Genomic DNA, 14,975 nt, shown 5'->3' with positions numbered 1-14,975 from the left:
CCCCCAGGCAAGTGACCAGCGCCGCCATCAGTGCTCATCCATGATTTTCCACGCCAGGGTAATGCGATGGAAGTCCCCAGCGTCAGAACAGCCAAGGGTGAGCTGTTTGCTGGCTGGTAGCGCGCAGAGGTGGGCCAGGACCCGAGCGGCCGTACTACGCTGCACGTTGTCTGGGGCTGGTTGTCCGGCGCAGAGGGTGGGGGCGAGTCCAGTTATGTTGAGCTGGTCGACTAGGCTTTGTACGAAAAGCTGCTCACAAATGTATTGCGTTGACCTGTAGGAGCTGGCTTGCCTGCGATCGGCTGCGAAGCAGTCGTACAACCCGTGTTTGCGGTGTTTCAGGCACACATGAGTGGCAGCTTTTACGACGGCTGCGCCGCCGATCGCAGGCAAGCCAGCTCCTACAGGTTCCGCGCCAGCCCGTACAAAACTTTTCGAACAGTGCCTGGCAGCCGATGGAGAACCGAGATGACCCGCGAAGCGTTTGCCCCTTTCCAGCCATCGAGCATTTTCACACCAAGCTGCTGAAACTGGCCTCAGGTTTCCAGACCGGCCTTCACGCGTGGAGCTGGCGGGCAGTGGGTTGGGCGATGGGTTCACCATTCGATCGCTCGCCCATCCCACGCCCGGAACCCTCCGCTGTCCTTGGGCCCCCAACGTCCCACCTGCTCGATGACACATTGCGCCGCGAACGCAGGCGCAAACAGTTTCCCCGCTGGCACATTCCCTTGAAACGGCCGCGACAGCTGCGTATCTGTGGTCCCCGGATGCAGCGCCAGTACGGTGGCTGCCGGGTTCAGGCGCCTCAGCTCGATGCTGGCCGTGTGCAGCAACTGATTGAGCGCCGCCTTGCTGGCCCGATAGCTATACCAGCCGCCCAGGCGGTTATCGCCGATCGATCCCACTCTGGCGGACAGCGCCGCAAAGGTGGCGGGCTGCGTGCGTAGCAAGGGCAACAGATGCTTGAGCAGCAGTATTGGCGCGAAGGTATTGGTTGCGAAACTTGCCTGCAGGCTGGCGAGATCCAGCTGTGCCAGAGATTTCTCGGCCTTGGCGCCGTCCTGATGGAGGATGCCCAACGTGCTGATGACCAGGTGCAGGTGATCGCAGGTATGCCCGAGCTCGGTTGCCAGTGCCGCGAGTGCCTGTTCGTCACGTGCGTCGCAATCCATCAGTACCAGGCGCTCACCGTGATGCCTGGCGAGTACTGCGAGTTCGTCATTGCCTTTGGCGTTGCGGGCAACGGCCCAGAGCCTGGCCACGTCACTGCGGGCCAACAATGCCGTACACAGTGCCAGGCCGATGCCTCGGCTTGCGCCGCCTATCAGGACATCGGCTTTGCCATTCAGGCCGGGTATCAGGCTCATGCAGTACCTCTCGCGAGTGAAATGAGTTCCAGTCTGGCATTGATCTCGCTTTGTGACGCGCTACGCCTTTGGCAAGCGTCCTTTCTTTTGCAAAACCTGCGCCCGTCAATGGAATGAGTGAGCAGATGATTCGCAAATCCCTTCTTGTGATTGTCATCGCTGCCTTGCTGACGGCCTGTGGCGACGACGCTTCCCACTACGTGGTGTCCGATGATCACTGCCAGCCCGACCGTTTGAAGACACTCCCCAGCGATGCCAACCGGGATACGCTGGTCGAGAAGTGCATGCCTCGACAGACTCCATGAAGGGGGCTGCAAGATGTTCAAACACCTTTCGGCATCGATACCTGTCCGCCGTTGGCTACAGGCTGCATGTTGCCGAATCAAGTAAAGTTAGCTAGTTTATGAAAAATAGATAACTTCCCTAATTTCGGTATAACCATGGACCCGATCGCTAATCCCTATTCACCGGGTGCCGGTGCACCACCGCCAGCATTGGCCGGCCGCGATGCGCTGCGCAGGCAAGTCAGCATCGCGATCGCGCGCATCCGCCGCGGTCGTGCTGCGAAAAGTGTGTTGATGGTCGGTTTGCGCGGCGTCGGCAAGACCGTGCTACTGGAAAAAATGCGTATCGAGGCCGAAGCTGAAGGTGTTCATGCGATACGCATGGAAGCACCGGAAAATCGCTCGCTTCCCGCATTGCTGGCGCCTCAGCTGCGCCTTGCACTGCTTCGTCTGAGCAGGGTGGAAGCGGCCCGAGAGCTGGCTCAGCAGGGGCTTCGGGCGCTAGCGGGTTTTGCCAAGTCGCTGAAGGTCACCTACGCGGACATCGAAGTGGGCCTGGACCTGGAACCTGAGCCGGGTTTGGCTGACAACGGTGATCTCGAAAGCGATCTGGCAACGTTGCTCGAAGAGGCCGGCAAAGCTGCGCAATGCGCAGACACCGCGCTGGTGATGTTCATCGACGAGCTCCAGTATGTTGCCGAAGACCAGCTGGCCGCGCTGATCACGGCCTTGCATCGCTGCGCTCAGGGCCAGCTACCGGTGACGCTGGTGGGTGCTGGCCTGCCGCAATTGCGTGGTCGCTGCGGGAACGCAAAATCCTATGCAGAACGGCTGTTCGATTTCCCTGAAATCGGTCCGCTGGCTGCAGAAGCCGCAAGGTACGCCGTGGAGCAGCCGGCTGCAGATGAAGGCGTGGCATTCGAAGAGGGGGCGCTGGAAAGCGTTCTGGCACATTCACAGGGTTATCCCTATTTTTTGCAGGAATGGGGCAAACACGCATGGGATGTGGCCGAACGGAGCCCTATTACCCGAGCAGATGTGGAAACGGCTTCCGAGCAAGCCATTGCCACGCTGGATGAAAGCTTCTTTCGCGTCCGATTTGACCGTTTAACGCTCGCGGAAAAGAAATACCTGCGTGGTATGGCTGATCTGGGGCCAGGTCCCCATCGCTCTGGTGACATCGCGGTCAGGCTGGATCGGAAAGTTTCAACGCTTGCGCCGCTTCGCAGTGCATTGATTGATAAAGGGATGATCTACAGCCCGAACCACGGCGACACGGCATTTACCGTGCCGCTCTTCGATGAATTCATGCGCCGTATCATGCCGGACGAAGATTGGCAGATGGTGTAACTGGACTCGTCGTAGCCAGAGGTTCGGCATCACTGTGCTGCTTCACTTTGTTCGCCACGCCGAATGGTATATGGACCATTGGCAGATCCCCCGCCGCTGACGTCAGGTGACTGCGCTGGTCATCGAAGAACATATGCGGCTTGAGGATCGAAAGCACCCGGTCCTTTTCCATGCCACCGAGGAAGAACGATTCATCCGGCGAAACGCCCCAGTCCTTTAGCGTCGTCACCACCCGCTCATGGGCCGGCGCATTGCGCGCGGTGACGATGGCGATGCGCAAGACCCGCTTGTACTCAGGGTCTTGCGCCAACTTGCGGTCTTCCAGCTTGCGAATCAGCGATAGCTTGCGATACAGGTCCGCCAGCGGCCCCGGCTGGTGTGGAATAGCCTTGCGATCGCGCTCATGGGCCTGAAATTCATCCAGGTTCAGGCGCTGCTTGTACACGCTCTCTGCCTCATCATCGGCAATCACGCCATCGAAGTCGAAGGCCACCCGCAGCTCGGTGTCGATCTCGTCATCGTAGATCTTCGTCGGCAGCACCAGGCCTGCCGGGTAGTCAGCGTCGATCGCGCGCTGCACATCGCCCTCATGGGCGCTGAGGAACAGCGAGGCGTTGAAGGCGGGAATGTACTCGTACGGCGAACGGCCAGACATGAATGCCGCGCGCGTGATGTCCAGGTCGTAATGGTTGATCGAGCGGAACACTCGCAGGCCGGTTTCCGGCGAGTTGCGCGACAGCAGTACCACCTCCACCGGCAATTGCTCGGGGAAGGCCTTGTTGATGCTCAGGAAGCGGCGGATGAACGGGAAGGCCACGCCCTTGGGGAACGGCACATCGAGGTTTTCTTCCTGGTGCAGGCGATAGGCCTCGACACCTTCGGCCTGGTAGATGCTGTCGGAGACGGTCAGGTCGAACAGGGCGCTGGAGGCGACGCCGACGACGAGTTTCTGTTCGATAGGGTAGGGCATGGGCTTTCCTGAGCGATGCGGGAACCAGCCACCATCATAGCCAACGCCATGTTAATCTGCGCCCGAGTTCTATCAAGGCCCGAACCACCATGCCCATCGTCGACAACCTGATTGCCTTCACCCTGGCCGCCACGCTGCTGACCTTGACGCCAGGTCTGGACACTGCCCTGATTCTGCGGACCGCCACGGTCGAAGGTCGCAAGCAAGGCCTGCGCGCCGCCCTGGGCATCAACGCCGGCTGCCTGCTGTGGGGCGCAGCCGTCGCCTTCGGCCTGGGCGCATTGATCGCCGTATCGGAACTTGCCTACAACATCCTCAAGTACTGCGGGGCGGCCTACCTGGCCTGGCTTGGCGTCAACATGCTGCTGCGCCCGCGCCAAGCGCTGGCACCCGCTGCAGCGGATGGCCAGCCTTCGGCCAACTGGTTCCTCAAGGGCATGCTGGGCAACCTGCTCAACCCCAAGGTCGGGATCTTCTACGTGTCGTTCCTGCCCCAGTTCATACCCCAGGGCCAGCCACTGGTGGCCTGGACCTTTGGCCTGGTCAGCATCCACGTGGTGCTCGGCCTGCTGTGGGCAATGTTGCTGATTGGCGCGACTCAGCCGTTGGCCGGGCTGTTGCGTCGGGACAGCGTGATCCGCTGGATGGACCGTGCGACCGGCCTGGTATTCGTGCTGTTCGCGGCGCGGCTGGCGCTGGGCAAGCGATAGGCGTCAAGCGCAGTGTGCTACATCACGAGCACGTTGAACGAGCCATCCAGGTTGCATTCCCGGTGATCTCCACCCATGTCCTCGGGCAGAAACGCGGTCAGGTCATAAGGCAGCAACACTGTATCCAGCGCGAAGGAGAAGGGCACGTCGATCAGGCCAACCAAGCCGCCAGCGCCGTTGCGGGTAGCAAAGTTCCAGCCAAAGCGCGTGCCCGGATACACACAGCGCTCGCCATCGAGGTGAGCGAGCGTACTCCAGCAGCCACTCGACAGCAGCTGCAGGGCTAACACCAGGCACTTGGCAACCCTTTTCACAAGCTTCGTCACGCCTGCCTTGTCGTTCATCAGTGCTGCCCCTCAACCAATCGCAGTTCCCCATCCCGATACTGCACCTCGCGCCCCAGCCACTCACTGCTCACCTGTGGCAGCAACTGTAGCGCTGGGGCAGGGCCACGGTGAGTTCATGGTGGTAAAGGGTGTCCAGCGCGCCCAGCAGACCTTGGATCAGCAGCAGGTTGAGGGCCCAGGTCAGGATCGGCAGATCAGCCACGTTCAAGTCCTTTCAAAGCGGAGGTGGGGCGGTCATGGCGGTACAGCCACAGCAAGGGCGGCAGCAGAGCGAGCAGGGCAAGGCCATCGATGACCAAGTGCGACCACATCCCGGCCTGCTGTGACACCACCATGTCCTGCGGTGCCCACAGCACGATGCCCAGCGCCAGCCAGGCCCAGGCGCTGTGGCTGCGCAGGCGGTCGCCCAGCTGGATCAGGCCGAGCATGTACAGTGAGTAGCTTTGCAGGGTGGCGCCGAACAGCGCGAGCCACCACACCTGTTGTTCGCGGGCAGGTGCTGGCGCCGCGTGGCCCCAGAAGGCCTGTTCGATGCTCAGTTGGTAGTTGCCCAGCAGCGGGCTTTGGCCAGCCCAGGTTAGGCCCAGGCCAATCAGCAGGTGCATCAGCGCTGCGGCTTGCAGCCAGCGCACCATTGCGCGGCGCACACCAGGTTGCGCAGTAGAAGAGCGGAGCATTCCTTGTCCTGTCGGCTTCCATGACGGCCGGCAGTGTACCTTGAATTACGCTAACGGTCGTAGGCGCTGTCATTTTGTGCCACCGGTCGAAGCAGAGGCACCTGCGGGCGATGCATAAGCTCTGAGTTACAGGTGCAGATCCACTGCATCGCAGACTGGAGATCAACCATGGCGATCGATCACAATGGCCCTGATGCCGCATACCCCGGCCCTGCAGCTGGCACTCCCGACACCGGCACAGGCCATGACTCCGGGCTTGAGAAGGCCCCATCGGAACCGAAACAAGGTGTGGGCGAAGCATGGTCTGAAAAGCGCCCTGAAGACTGGGACCCGCCTCCAGGCAATCCAGGGTCCGATCAAGACGCTCAGCGCGAGCGCGATAACGGCACCGCGCGCACCCATGATCAGCCCCCTACGCGGGAGAATGTCGAGGTGCCGCTGTCGGGCGACGACGAGGCACCGGTCGAGGAAGAGATGAAAGATGTGCAGGCCAACAATTCGGTGTCCAGCGAGCATCCGCAACCCAGATGACCGCAGCGCACCGATCAGGACAGGCCGTGTCAGCGCTGCAATTTCAAAGCTTGCGGATTGGCGACATTGCTCGGTGCCCCTTCGGCAAATGCCAGCACATTGTCGAAGGCATCGCCGAAGTACAGCTCGTAGCCGTTCTTTTCCACATAGCCAAGATGCGGGGTGCTGAGCACCCGTGGGTGGTTGAGCAGGGGGTGGTTCGGCTCGAGTATCGGCTCGTGCTCGAATACATCCACCGCAGCAAAGCCCGGCCTGCCAGCATCCAGCGCCTGAAGCAGCGCACCAGGTGCAATCAGTTCGGCGCGGCTGACGTTGACGAGGAGGGCATCGGGTTTCATTCGCGAGAGGTCTTCGAAGGTCACCCGATGGCGCGTTGTAGCTGACAGCCTCAGGTTCAGGCTGACGATATCCGCCTCGGCGAAAAATGCCTCGCGCGATATCGCCGCCCTGTGCCCGTCCGCTTCGGCCGCTGCGCGGCTGCTCTCACTGCCCCACACCAGCACCGGCATTTCGAATGCCTGGGCATAGCGCGCCAGGCGCTGGCCGATCTTGCCGTAGCCCCAGACCCCCAGCACCTGGCCGGCCACTGCCTGGCCCAGGTTGACCTGCCACTGGCCCTGCTTGAAGGCTTCGATCGCGGGCACCAGCTGACGGCGCGCGTTGAGGATCAGCGTCCAGGCCAGCTCAGCCGGCGCTACCGGCGAGCCGCGGCCTTCGGTGACGACGATGCCGCGCGCCGTACAGGCCTCGAGGTCGAGGTGGCCGGCGACCTTGCCGGTCTGGCTGATCAGCTTGAGGTTCGGCAACCGGTCGAGCAGGGCGGCATCGATGCGCGTGCGCTCGCGGGTCAGTACCAGGGCATCGGCGTCGGCGAAGCGTGCGGCCAGCTCATCCAGCGAGGCGGGCTGCTTGTCGTGAAACACGTTCACTTCATGCCCGGCCAGGCGCTGGAAGCAGTCGAGCGAGCGGATCACGTCTTGATAGTCGTCGGGAATGGCAATGCGCATGGGGGCGGCCCTGGTGGTGGTGAGTCTGCGTAGGTTTACTGTTCGGTATCAGCGAGGTCAATGGTGACAGACAACACGTTCGCGGTTTCTGTGGGAGCGGCCTTGTGTCGCGAAAGGGCTGCGCAGCAGTCCCCGGATATTGGCGTGAACTCGGATAGGGCTGGGGCCGCTTTGCGGCCCTTTCGCGACGCAAGGCCGCTCCCACAGAGGCGTACGTGTCAACGTGAGTTCAGTGGCCAGCCTTGGTGGTGCTCCACCAGAAAGTCGACGAACACCCGCACACGCGCCGGCATCGTCGGCCCACCGACGAACACTGCATGCAACGGCTCGCGGTCGCCCGGGTTGTAGTCCTCCAGCAGTGCCACCAGTTGGCCGTTCTTCAGCTCATCGGCTACGGTAAAGGTGCCGATCCGCGCCACCCCCGCCCCCAGCCTGGCCAGTTGTGCCAGCGCCTCCCCGCTGCTGCATTCGATATTCCCCGTCACCTTCAGTGAAAAATCTTCCCCCGCCCGGCGAAACGGCCAGTCCGTCGTTGCCCTGCGAAAGTTGAAGCGCAGGCAATTGTGCTGCGCCAGGTCCTCCGGAACCTGGGGTGTACCCCAGCGCGCAAGGTATTCACGCGAAGCCACCACCACCTGGCCCGTATGGCCGATGCACCGTGCACTCAGCGAACTGTCCGGCAACTGGCCAAAGCGCAGCGCCACATCGGCCTGGCCGCCATGGATATCGACGATTTCATCACTCAGCGACAGGTCCACCAGTACCTGCGGGTAAAGGGCGCTGAACGCCGTCAGCAACGGCACTACGGTCTGCCGCCCATGCCCCAGCGCCGCACTGACCCGCAGCCGCCCGCGCGGCACGCCCTGGTCGGTGATTGCCTCTTCGACTTCGTGCATGTCCGCCAGGATGCGCCGCGCCCCGCGCAGGTAGGCCTCGCCTTCGGTGGTCAGGGTGATCGCCCGGGTGGTGCGCAACAACAGGCGCGCGCCCAGACGATGTTCGGCGCGGGCGATGATGCGGCTCACCGCCGAAGGCGTCAGGCCCAGCAGGCGCGCGGCGGCGGACAGGCTGCCCTCATCCACCACCCTGGCAAACACCTCCATCTCTCCGGATCGCCCGTTGTAGTCCATCTGTGCCTCCAGCGCAAAGGTGATTGCCGGAAAACCGGTCTAGTGCATTCAAAGGCTGGATCGTAGCATTTGCGTCATAGATAAGGAGCCTTTTCCATGCGTATCAATCCCCCTCTCGTGGCACTTGCCATCGGTGCCTTCGGCATCGGTGTCACCGAGTTCGCCCCCATGGGCATGTTGCCCGGCATCGCCGCCGATCTCGGTGTATCGATCCCGGCTGCCGGCTTGTTGGTCAGTGCTTATGCCTTAGGCGTGCTGATCGGTGCCCCATTGATGACCCTGGCCACCGGCAAGGTCCCGCGGCGCTACCTGCTGATCGGGCTGATGGCCATCTTCACCCTGGGCAATCTGCTGTCGGCGCTGGCCACCGACTACCAGAGCTTGCTTGTCGCCCGTGTGGTGACGTCGCTCAACCACGGCGCGTTCTTTGGCGTCGGCTCGGTGGTGGCGGCCAGCGTGGTACCGCCCGAGAAACGTGCAGGGGCAGTGGCGGCGATGTTCATGGGCCTCACCCTGGCCACCATTGGCGGTGTACCGCTGGCTACCTGGTTCGGTGAACTGCTCGGCTGGCGCACTGCGTTCTGGGGCATAGCCGGCCTGGGACTGGTGGCGATGGCCTCGTTGTGGTTCGCGCTGCCCAATGTGCCGCTGCCCAGGAGCGCCGGCGTGATGGCCGAGATTCGTGTGCTGGGACGCGGGCCGGTGCTGGCAGCGCTGACGCTGACCGTGGTCGGCTCCAGCGCGATGTTCACAGTGTTCACCTACATTGCGCCGATATTGCACAGCCAGGCCCAGGCATCCACCACCTTTATAACGGCCATGCTGGTGCTGTTCGGTGTCGGCCTGACCCTGGGCAATGTGTGGGGTGGCAAGGCGGCGGATCGCTCGGTCGACCGGACCTTGATCGTGTCGTTGCTGGTGCTGATTGCGGTGCTGCTGGTGTTGCCGGCGATGCTCGGCTGGTCGCTACCGACGGCGCTGGCGATTCTGGTCTGGGGCATCGCCAGCTTCGCCCTGGTGCCGCCGCTGCAGATGCGTGTGATGGACGCGGCCAAGGATGCGCCCAACCTGGCGTCGGCGGTGAATATCGGTGCGTTCAACCTGGGGAACGCGATTGGTGCGGCGTTGGGAGGCGCGGTGATCAATGCCGGGATGGGTTACTCCGCAGTATCCTTTGCCGGGGCGGCGATGGCTGGGTTGGGGCTGGTGTTGACGCTGGCCTGGCGTAGGCGCCCGGTGGCGGTGGGCGCGCGGGCCGTGGCATAGGTGGTGTGGCTGGCAGGTGCTTGCCCTGTAAAACCCAAGGCAATCACCTTTCAGCCCCAACTCCTTCTTGGATCTGTAATCACAGTAAATTAGAATCACTCCCATTTACTCTGTCGCAGACTCTGCCATGATCGATGCCGCACCGCCCCCACAGCACAGCCTGCCTGCCCTGTACCGCGACCACCGCGGCTGGCTGGAGGCCTGGCTGCGTCGCCGCATGGGCAACGCCTGGGATGCCGCCGACCTGAGCCAGGACACCTTCCTCAAGGTACTCACCAGCGCCCAGCCGCTGGCCGATATCCGCGAGCCCCGCGCCTACCTGCTGACGGTGGGCAAGCGCCTGCTGAGCAACTTCCACAAGCGCCGCAGCCTGGAGCAGGCCTATCTTGACGCGCTGGCGCAGCTGCCCGAGCAAAGCCTGCCGTCGCCGGAGCAGCGCTGGATCCTGCTGGAAACCCTGCAAGCACTGGATGAGCTGCTCGACGGCCTCAAGGCCCCGGTGCGCAAGGCCTTTCTATGGAGCCAGTTGGAAGGCCTGGGCTACAGCGAAATCGCCGAACGCCTCGCGGTCTCCGAACGCACCATCAAGCGCTACATGGCGCAAGCTTACGAACACTGCCTGTTGGCGGACTTGTAATGGCCACACCCTCCACCGAAGCCCGCGAAGTGGTCCGCGCCGCAGCGCGCTGGCTGGCGCTGCTGGAGTCCGGCCAGGCCAGCCAGCGTGACCTCCAGCACCTGGCGCAATGGCGTGCCAGCAGCAGCCTGCACGAGAACGCCTGGCAAAAGGCGCAGCTGCTGCGCCAACGTTTCTCGCAATTGCCCACCGAGTTGGCCATGGCCACCCTCGACCGCCCGGATGCCAACCGCCGCGCCTTGCTCAAGCAGGCCCTGGGCGTGGCCGCCCTGTTACCGACGGCCTGGCTGCTGAGCCGGCAATTGCCGCTGGATGCCTGGACCGCCGACGTGCACACGGCGGTTGGCGAGCGCCGGCAGCGGGTGCTGAGCGACGGTACCACCTTGCAGCTGAACACCGACAGCGCCGTCGATATCGACCTCGCGAACCGGCGCGTGAAACTGCTGCGTGGCGAGGTGGCGGTCGCCGTACCCGAAGCAGTCAGCCTGGCGCTGCAGGTGCCGTATGGGCAGGTGCAGGTCAGTGGTGCCGAGGTTTGCGTGCGCCTGTTCGACCAGGCGTGCCGGGTTTCGGTGGCCAACGGTTTCGCGACCTTGCAGCCGTTGCATGGCAGCCCGCTGGTGCTGCAGGCCGGTCAACAGGCCAGCTTGAGCGCCAGCGGGGCAGGCCCGGTCACGCCCGTGGATGAACTCCTACTGGGCTGGCGCGACGGTGTGCTACGCCTGGACGACCGGCCTCTGGGCGACCTGCTGCGCGAGCTGCGCAGGTACCGCCCCGGCCTGCTGCGCTGGGCGCCGGAGCTTGAACGCCTGCGGGTCACCGGCACGTTCCGGCTCGACGACACCGACCGGGTGCTGGCGCTGCTGGCCGCCAGCCTGCCGCTCGAAGTGCAGGCGCGTACGCGCTACTGGGTCACCCTGGCCCCGCGAGAAAATCGTGTTTGAGGCTGTCCCCTTTTTTTCTCTCGCCGGTCATTACCGGTAGGAGAACATAAGGGGAGCTTCTTTGATGCCTGCTGTAAAGCCATTTACCACACGCCCGCTGCTGCATGCCGGGTTCGCCATGAGCCTGCTGTTCAGCTCACCCATCTGGGCCGCTGAAAAGACCTTGCGCAGCTACGAGGTACCTGCCGGCAGCCTGGGCGCCGCGCTGACCCGCTTCGCCGACCAGGCCGGGGTCAGCCTGTCGCTGGACCCTGGCCTGGTCAGTGGCCGCCAGAGCAATGGCCTGTCTGGCCGCTACAGTGTCGGTGAAGGTTTCCTGCAACTGTTGCGCGGCACCGGCTTGCAATTGCAGCCGGTGGGCGAGGGCGCCTTCACCCTGGTGCCGACCCCGCAGGGCGGTGATGCCCTGGAAATTGCCCCGACCACTATCGTTGGCGGTCAGGCCTCGCCCGGCGATGCCCAGCCGTATGCCGGTGGCCAGGTGGCACGCAAGGGCTCGCAAGGCTTGCTCGGTTCGCGCGATTTCATGGACACGCCGTTCAGCATGACCACCTACACCCACGAGCTGGTGAAGAACCAGCAGGCCCGCACTTTGGGCGACCTGGTGGCCAGTGACCCCTCGGTGCGCGCTACCAACCCGGCGGGCGGGCGCTTCGAGCAGTTCACCATTCGCGGCTTCAGCCTGTTCAACAGCGATGTGTCATACAACGGCCTGTACGGCATCTTGCCAACCTATTCGATCGACATGGAAATGGCTGACCGCGTCGACATCCTCAAGGGCCCGAGCCAGCTGATCAACGGCATCTCGCCGCGGGGCAGCGTCGGTGGCGCAATCAACGTGGTGCCCAAGCGCGCCGGCGACAAGCCGATCACCGAATTCACCGGCAGCTACGCCTCGGGCAGCCAGGTCGGCGGTGCAGTGGATGTCGGCCGTCGCTTTGGCGAAGGCGAGCAGTTCGGCCTGCGCTTCAACGGCGTGAAGCAATCCGGTGACACCGAATGGGACCACCAGAGCGTCGACCGCGAAATGGCCGTGCTCGGCCTGGACTTTCGCGGCGAGCGCCTGCGCCTGTCGGCCGACCTCGGCCACACCGAACGCGACACCGACGCCCCGCAGGAGCGCGTGCTGGTCGGTGCCAACGCCAAGGTGCCGGATGCCGGCGACGTGCACCACAACTATGCCCAGGCCTGGAGCAAGGCGCGCACCAACGACACCTTCGGCGCGCTGAACGCCGAGTACGACATCAGCGAGTCGCTCATGGCCTATGGCGCAGTCGGCGCACGCAAGAGCAACCACGATTTCCTGCGCCACAACGTCTCGATCATCAATGACGCCGGCGACTTCACCGTGCAACCGCGCGACTTCACCCGCGACGAGTCGGTGCGTACCGCCATGGCCGGGTTGCGCAACTGGTTCCACACTGGCCCCGTCAGCCATGAAGTCAACCTCGCCGCCAGCTACTTCTACATGGACTTCACCAACGGCGGCGCACGCTATGCCTCGGCGCCCAGCAACCTGTACAACCCGGTCGCCACGCCAACGCCGGGCACGCCGACGCGCCTGGACCCCGAGGTGTACACCGAGAACCGCTTCTCTGGCGTGGCCCTGGCCGACACCCTAGGTTTCTTCGACGACCGCCTGCTGCTGACCCTGGGGGCCCGCTGGCAGCGGGTGCAGGTGGATGACTGGAGCGACGACGTGAAAGGCGACACGGCCTACGACGAGGAGAAGGTCTCGCCCTCGGGCGGCGTACTGCTCAAGGTCACCGATCAGCTGTCGCTCTACGCCAACTACATGGAAGGTCTGAGCCAGGGCAAGATCGCCCCGTCGACCTCGATCAACGAAGACCAGATATTCCCGCCGTTCATCAGCCGCCAGGTCGAAGTCGGCGCCAAGTACGACCTGGGCCGTGTTGCCTTCACCGCCAGCGCCTTTCGCATTCGCCAGCCGGCCTACGAGACCAACAGCACTTCACGGGTATTCGGCCCCAACGGCAAGCGTGACAACCGCGGCATCGAGCTCAGCGTGTTCGGCGAGCCGCTGGACGGGGTGCGTTTGCTGGGCGGGGTGATGTACATCGACAGTGAACTGACCGATACCGTGAACGGTGCCTACGATGGCAACCGCGCGCCGGCCACCCCCGAGTACAACGTCAACCTCGGCGCCGAGTGGGATGTACCCGGGGTCAACGGGCTGACCCTGACGGCACGCGGCATTCATTCCAGTTCGCAGTACCTGGACCAGGAAAACAGCAAGCAGATCGACGGCTGGGAACGTTTCGACCTGGGTGCGCGCTACGCCTTCAAGGTCGACACCACCGAGGTCACCTTGCGTGCCAGTGTCGAGAACGTGATGGATGAGCGTTACTGGGCATCGGCGGGGGCCTCGGACGACAGCGAGCCGGGCCTGACCCTGTCCACCCCGCGCACCTACTTGCTATCTGCGACCCTGGGTTTCTAAAGCCCAAGCGCGGTCCTTTGTAGGAGCGGCCTCGTGTCGCGAAAGGGCCGCAAAGCGGCCCCAGCAATCCATGGGGCGAAGCTGAAATCCCGGGGACGCTTCGCACCCCTTTCGCGACGCAAGGCCGCACAAGAGTTTCTAAAGCACAAGCGCGGTCATCTGTGGGAGCGGCCTCGTGTCGCGAAAGGGCCGCAAAGCGGCCCCAGCAATCCATGGGGCGAAGCTGAAATCCCGGGGGCGCTTCGCACCCCTTTCGCGACGCAAGGCCGCTCCCACAAGAGCAGGCTCCGCTGAGCCGCCTGTGCAGGCCGTCGCGTCCACGCCGCGCACCTACTTGGGTTTCTAAAGCCCAAGCGCGGTCCTTTGTAGGAGCGGCCTCGTGTCGCGAAAGGGCCGCAAAGCGGCCCCAGCAATCCATGGGGCGAAGCAGAAATCCCGGGGGCGCTTCGCACCCCTTTCGCGACGCAAGGCCGCACAAGAGTTTCTAAAGCCCAAGCGCGGTCCTTTGTAGGAGCGGCCTCGTGTCGCGAAAGGGCCGCAAAGCGGCCCCAGCAATCCATGGGGCGAAGCTGAAATCCCGGGTGGCGCTTCGCACCCCTTTCGCGACACGAGGCCGCTCCCACAAGAGCAGGCTCCGCTGAGCCGTCAAGGCAGGCCGTTGCGTGCGTGGGCAAGGTACCCCGGGCGCCGGCTCAGGCGTTCGTAGTAGTCGCTTACAGCGGGCAACTGGGGATGATCCAGAGGCGTGGCGAACCAGCGCTGCACCGACAGGCCGATGGGGATGTCGGCCAAGGTAAAGTGCTCGCCGGCCACGTACGCACCGGTCGCGGCCAGTTGCCGGTCGAGGATGCCCATGTAGCGGGCCCACTCTGCGCACCCCGCAGCCAGCGCCTGGGCATCCTGGTGCGCGGGCGACTGGCGCACCAGCGACATGAACGGGTAGCTCCACGCCCGGTTCAGGTCCGACGCCTGCCAGTCGATCCACTGGTCAATGCGTGCCCGCGCCCTGGGTTCGCCGGGGTAACAGGCCGCATCGCCATACCGGTTGGCCAGGTAGCGGAGGATGCTGTTGGACTCCCACAACGTGAAATCACCGTCCTGGATCACCGGGACCATGGCGTTGGGGTTGAGTGCGAGGAAGTCCGGCGCGTCGGTGGGCTGAAAGCCGCTGCCCCAGTCTTCACGCGCGAAGGGGATGCTGAATTCGGCGCAGGTCCACAGCACCTTGCGCACGTTGATCGAAGAGGCCCTGCCCAGTATCCGCAACATGCCGTCATCCTTGATTGAGGGAGCG

The 14,975-nt window shown here is 63.8% G+C and carries 16 protein-coding genes; 8 read left to right on the top strand and 8 right to left on the bottom strand.

The window, feature by feature from the left end; all coding sequences use genetic code 11:
• Positions 1-596: 596 nt before the first annotated feature.
• Positions 597-1,367 carry an SDR family NAD(P)-dependent oxidoreductase gene (locus ACIPW4_RS20635; RefSeq protein WP_400661032.1) on the bottom strand — a complete coding sequence of 257 codons (771 nt, stop codon included), beginning with the start codon at positions 1,365-1,367 and terminating at the stop codon, positions 597-599.
• A gap of 125 nt (positions 1,368-1,492) precedes the next feature.
• Between ACIPW4_RS20635 and trbK the strand changes: the two genes are divergently transcribed.
• Together trbK and ACIPW4_RS20625 are read left to right on the top strand one after the other, a co-directional pair.
• Positions 1,493-1,672 carry an entry exclusion lipoprotein TrbK gene (trbK, locus tag ACIPW4_RS20630; protein ID WP_400661030.1) on the top strand — a complete coding sequence of 60 codons (180 nt, stop codon included), beginning with the start codon at positions 1,493-1,495 and terminating at the stop codon, positions 1,670-1,672.
• Positions 1,673-1,807: 135 nt separating this feature from the next.
• Positions 1,808-3,001 (top strand): ATP-binding protein, encoded by a 1,194-nt coding sequence (locus ACIPW4_RS20625; RefSeq protein WP_400661029.1) that lies wholly within the window; start codon positions 1,808-1,810, stop codon positions 2,999-3,001.
• Here the strand turns inward: ACIPW4_RS20625 and ACIPW4_RS20620 are convergent.
• On the bottom strand, positions 2,970-3,971 hold the full coding sequence (locus tag ACIPW4_RS20620) for a 5'-nucleotidase (protein WP_400661027.1): 1,002 nt from the start codon (positions 3,969-3,971) through the stop codon (positions 2,970-2,972). The two genes, ACIPW4_RS20625 and ACIPW4_RS20620, sit on opposite strands and share 32 nt — an antisense overlap.
• A gap of 89 nt (positions 3,972-4,060) precedes the next feature.
• Here ACIPW4_RS20620 and ACIPW4_RS20615 point away from each other — a divergent pair, with 89 nt between their 5' ends.
• Positions 4,061-4,681, top strand: coding sequence for a LysE family translocator (locus ACIPW4_RS20615; protein ID WP_400661026.1), 621 nt, complete (start codon positions 4,061-4,063; stop codon positions 4,679-4,681).
• 17 nt (positions 4,682-4,698) lie between these two features.
• Here the strand turns inward: ACIPW4_RS20615 and ACIPW4_RS20610 are convergent, their stop codons facing one another.
• From ACIPW4_RS20610 to ACIPW4_RS20600, 3 genes are all read right to left on the bottom strand, one after another.
• The gene (locus ACIPW4_RS20610; RefSeq protein ID WP_400661024.1) at positions 4,699-5,025 is read right to left on the bottom strand and encodes a YceK/YidQ family lipoprotein; all 327 of its coding nucleotides are present in this window, start codon (positions 5,023-5,025) and stop codon (positions 4,699-4,701) included.
• Positions 5,026-5,095: 70 nt separating this feature from the next.
• Positions 5,096-5,230 carry a hypothetical protein gene (locus ACIPW4_RS20605; RefSeq protein ID WP_400661023.1) on the bottom strand — a complete coding sequence of 45 codons (135 nt, stop codon included), beginning with the start codon at positions 5,228-5,230 and terminating at the stop codon, positions 5,096-5,098.
• On the bottom strand, positions 5,223-5,705 hold the full coding sequence (locus tag ACIPW4_RS20600; protein WP_400661022.1) for a cell division protein: 483 nt from the start codon (positions 5,703-5,705) through the stop codon (positions 5,223-5,225). Before ACIPW4_RS20600 ends, ACIPW4_RS20605 begins: the two co-directional genes overlap by 8 nt.
• 168 nt (positions 5,706-5,873) lie before the next feature.
• Here ACIPW4_RS20600 and ACIPW4_RS20595 point away from each other — a divergent pair, with 168 nt between their 5' ends.
• On the top strand, positions 5,874-6,236 hold the full coding sequence (locus ACIPW4_RS20595; RefSeq protein ID WP_400661020.1) for a hypothetical protein: 363 nt from the start codon (positions 5,874-5,876) through the stop codon (positions 6,234-6,236).
• A gap of 29 nt (positions 6,237-6,265) precedes the next feature.
• On the opposite strand, the gene ACIPW4_RS20590 is transcribed toward ACIPW4_RS20595, so the two are convergent.
• Both ACIPW4_RS20590 and ACIPW4_RS20585 read right to left on the bottom strand, forming a co-directional pair.
• Positions 6,266-7,243 (bottom strand): D-2-hydroxyacid dehydrogenase family protein, encoded by a 978-nt coding sequence (locus ACIPW4_RS20590; RefSeq protein WP_400661018.1) that lies wholly within the window; start codon positions 7,241-7,243, stop codon positions 6,266-6,268.
• A gap of 218 nt (positions 7,244-7,461) precedes the next feature.
• Positions 7,462-8,373, bottom strand: coding sequence for a LysR family transcriptional regulator (locus tag ACIPW4_RS20585; RefSeq protein ID WP_400661017.1), 912 nt, complete (start codon positions 8,371-8,373; stop codon positions 7,462-7,464).
• Positions 8,374-8,469: 96 nt separating this feature from the next.
• Here ACIPW4_RS20585 and ACIPW4_RS20580 point away from each other — a divergent pair, with 96 nt between their 5' ends.
• The 4 genes from ACIPW4_RS20580 (at position 8,470) to ACIPW4_RS20565 (ending at position 13,681) form a co-directional block, all read left to right on the top strand.
• On the top strand, positions 8,470-9,639 hold the full coding sequence (locus tag ACIPW4_RS20580) for an MFS transporter (protein WP_400661015.1): 1,170 nt from the start codon (positions 8,470-8,472) through the stop codon (positions 9,637-9,639).
• Between the two features lie 127 nt (positions 9,640-9,766).
• Positions 9,767-10,276, top strand: coding sequence for a sigma-70 family RNA polymerase sigma factor (locus ACIPW4_RS20575; RefSeq protein ID WP_400661014.1), 510 nt, complete (start codon positions 9,767-9,769; stop codon positions 10,274-10,276).
• Positions 10,276-11,220 (top strand): FecR domain-containing protein, encoded by a 945-nt coding sequence (locus ACIPW4_RS20570; protein ID WP_400661012.1) that lies wholly within the window; start codon positions 10,276-10,278, stop codon positions 11,218-11,220. The genes ACIPW4_RS20575 and ACIPW4_RS20570 overlap by 1 nt, the downstream gene beginning before the upstream one ends.
• Before the next feature lie 64 nt (positions 11,221-11,284).
• Positions 11,285-13,681: a TonB-dependent siderophore receptor gene (locus tag ACIPW4_RS20565; RefSeq protein ID WP_400661010.1), complete on the top strand. Its 2,397-nt coding sequence runs from the start codon at positions 11,285-11,287 to the stop codon at positions 13,679-13,681.
• 645 nt (positions 13,682-14,326) lie between these two features.
• On the opposite strand, the gene ACIPW4_RS20560 is transcribed toward ACIPW4_RS20565, so the two are convergent.
• Entirely contained in the window at positions 14,327-14,950 is a 624-nt protein-coding gene (locus ACIPW4_RS20560; RefSeq protein ID WP_400661008.1) for a glutathione S-transferase family protein, read from the bottom strand.
• Between the last annotated feature and the right edge of the window lie 25 nt (positions 14,951-14,975).

The organism is Pseudomonas sp. NPDC089996, assembly GCF_044748405.1.
In the GTDB taxonomy this organism is placed as follows: domain Bacteria; phylum Pseudomonadota; class Gammaproteobacteria; order Pseudomonadales; family Pseudomonadaceae; genus Aquipseudomonas.
This window is presented reverse-complemented; position numbering and strand designations above follow the sequence as displayed.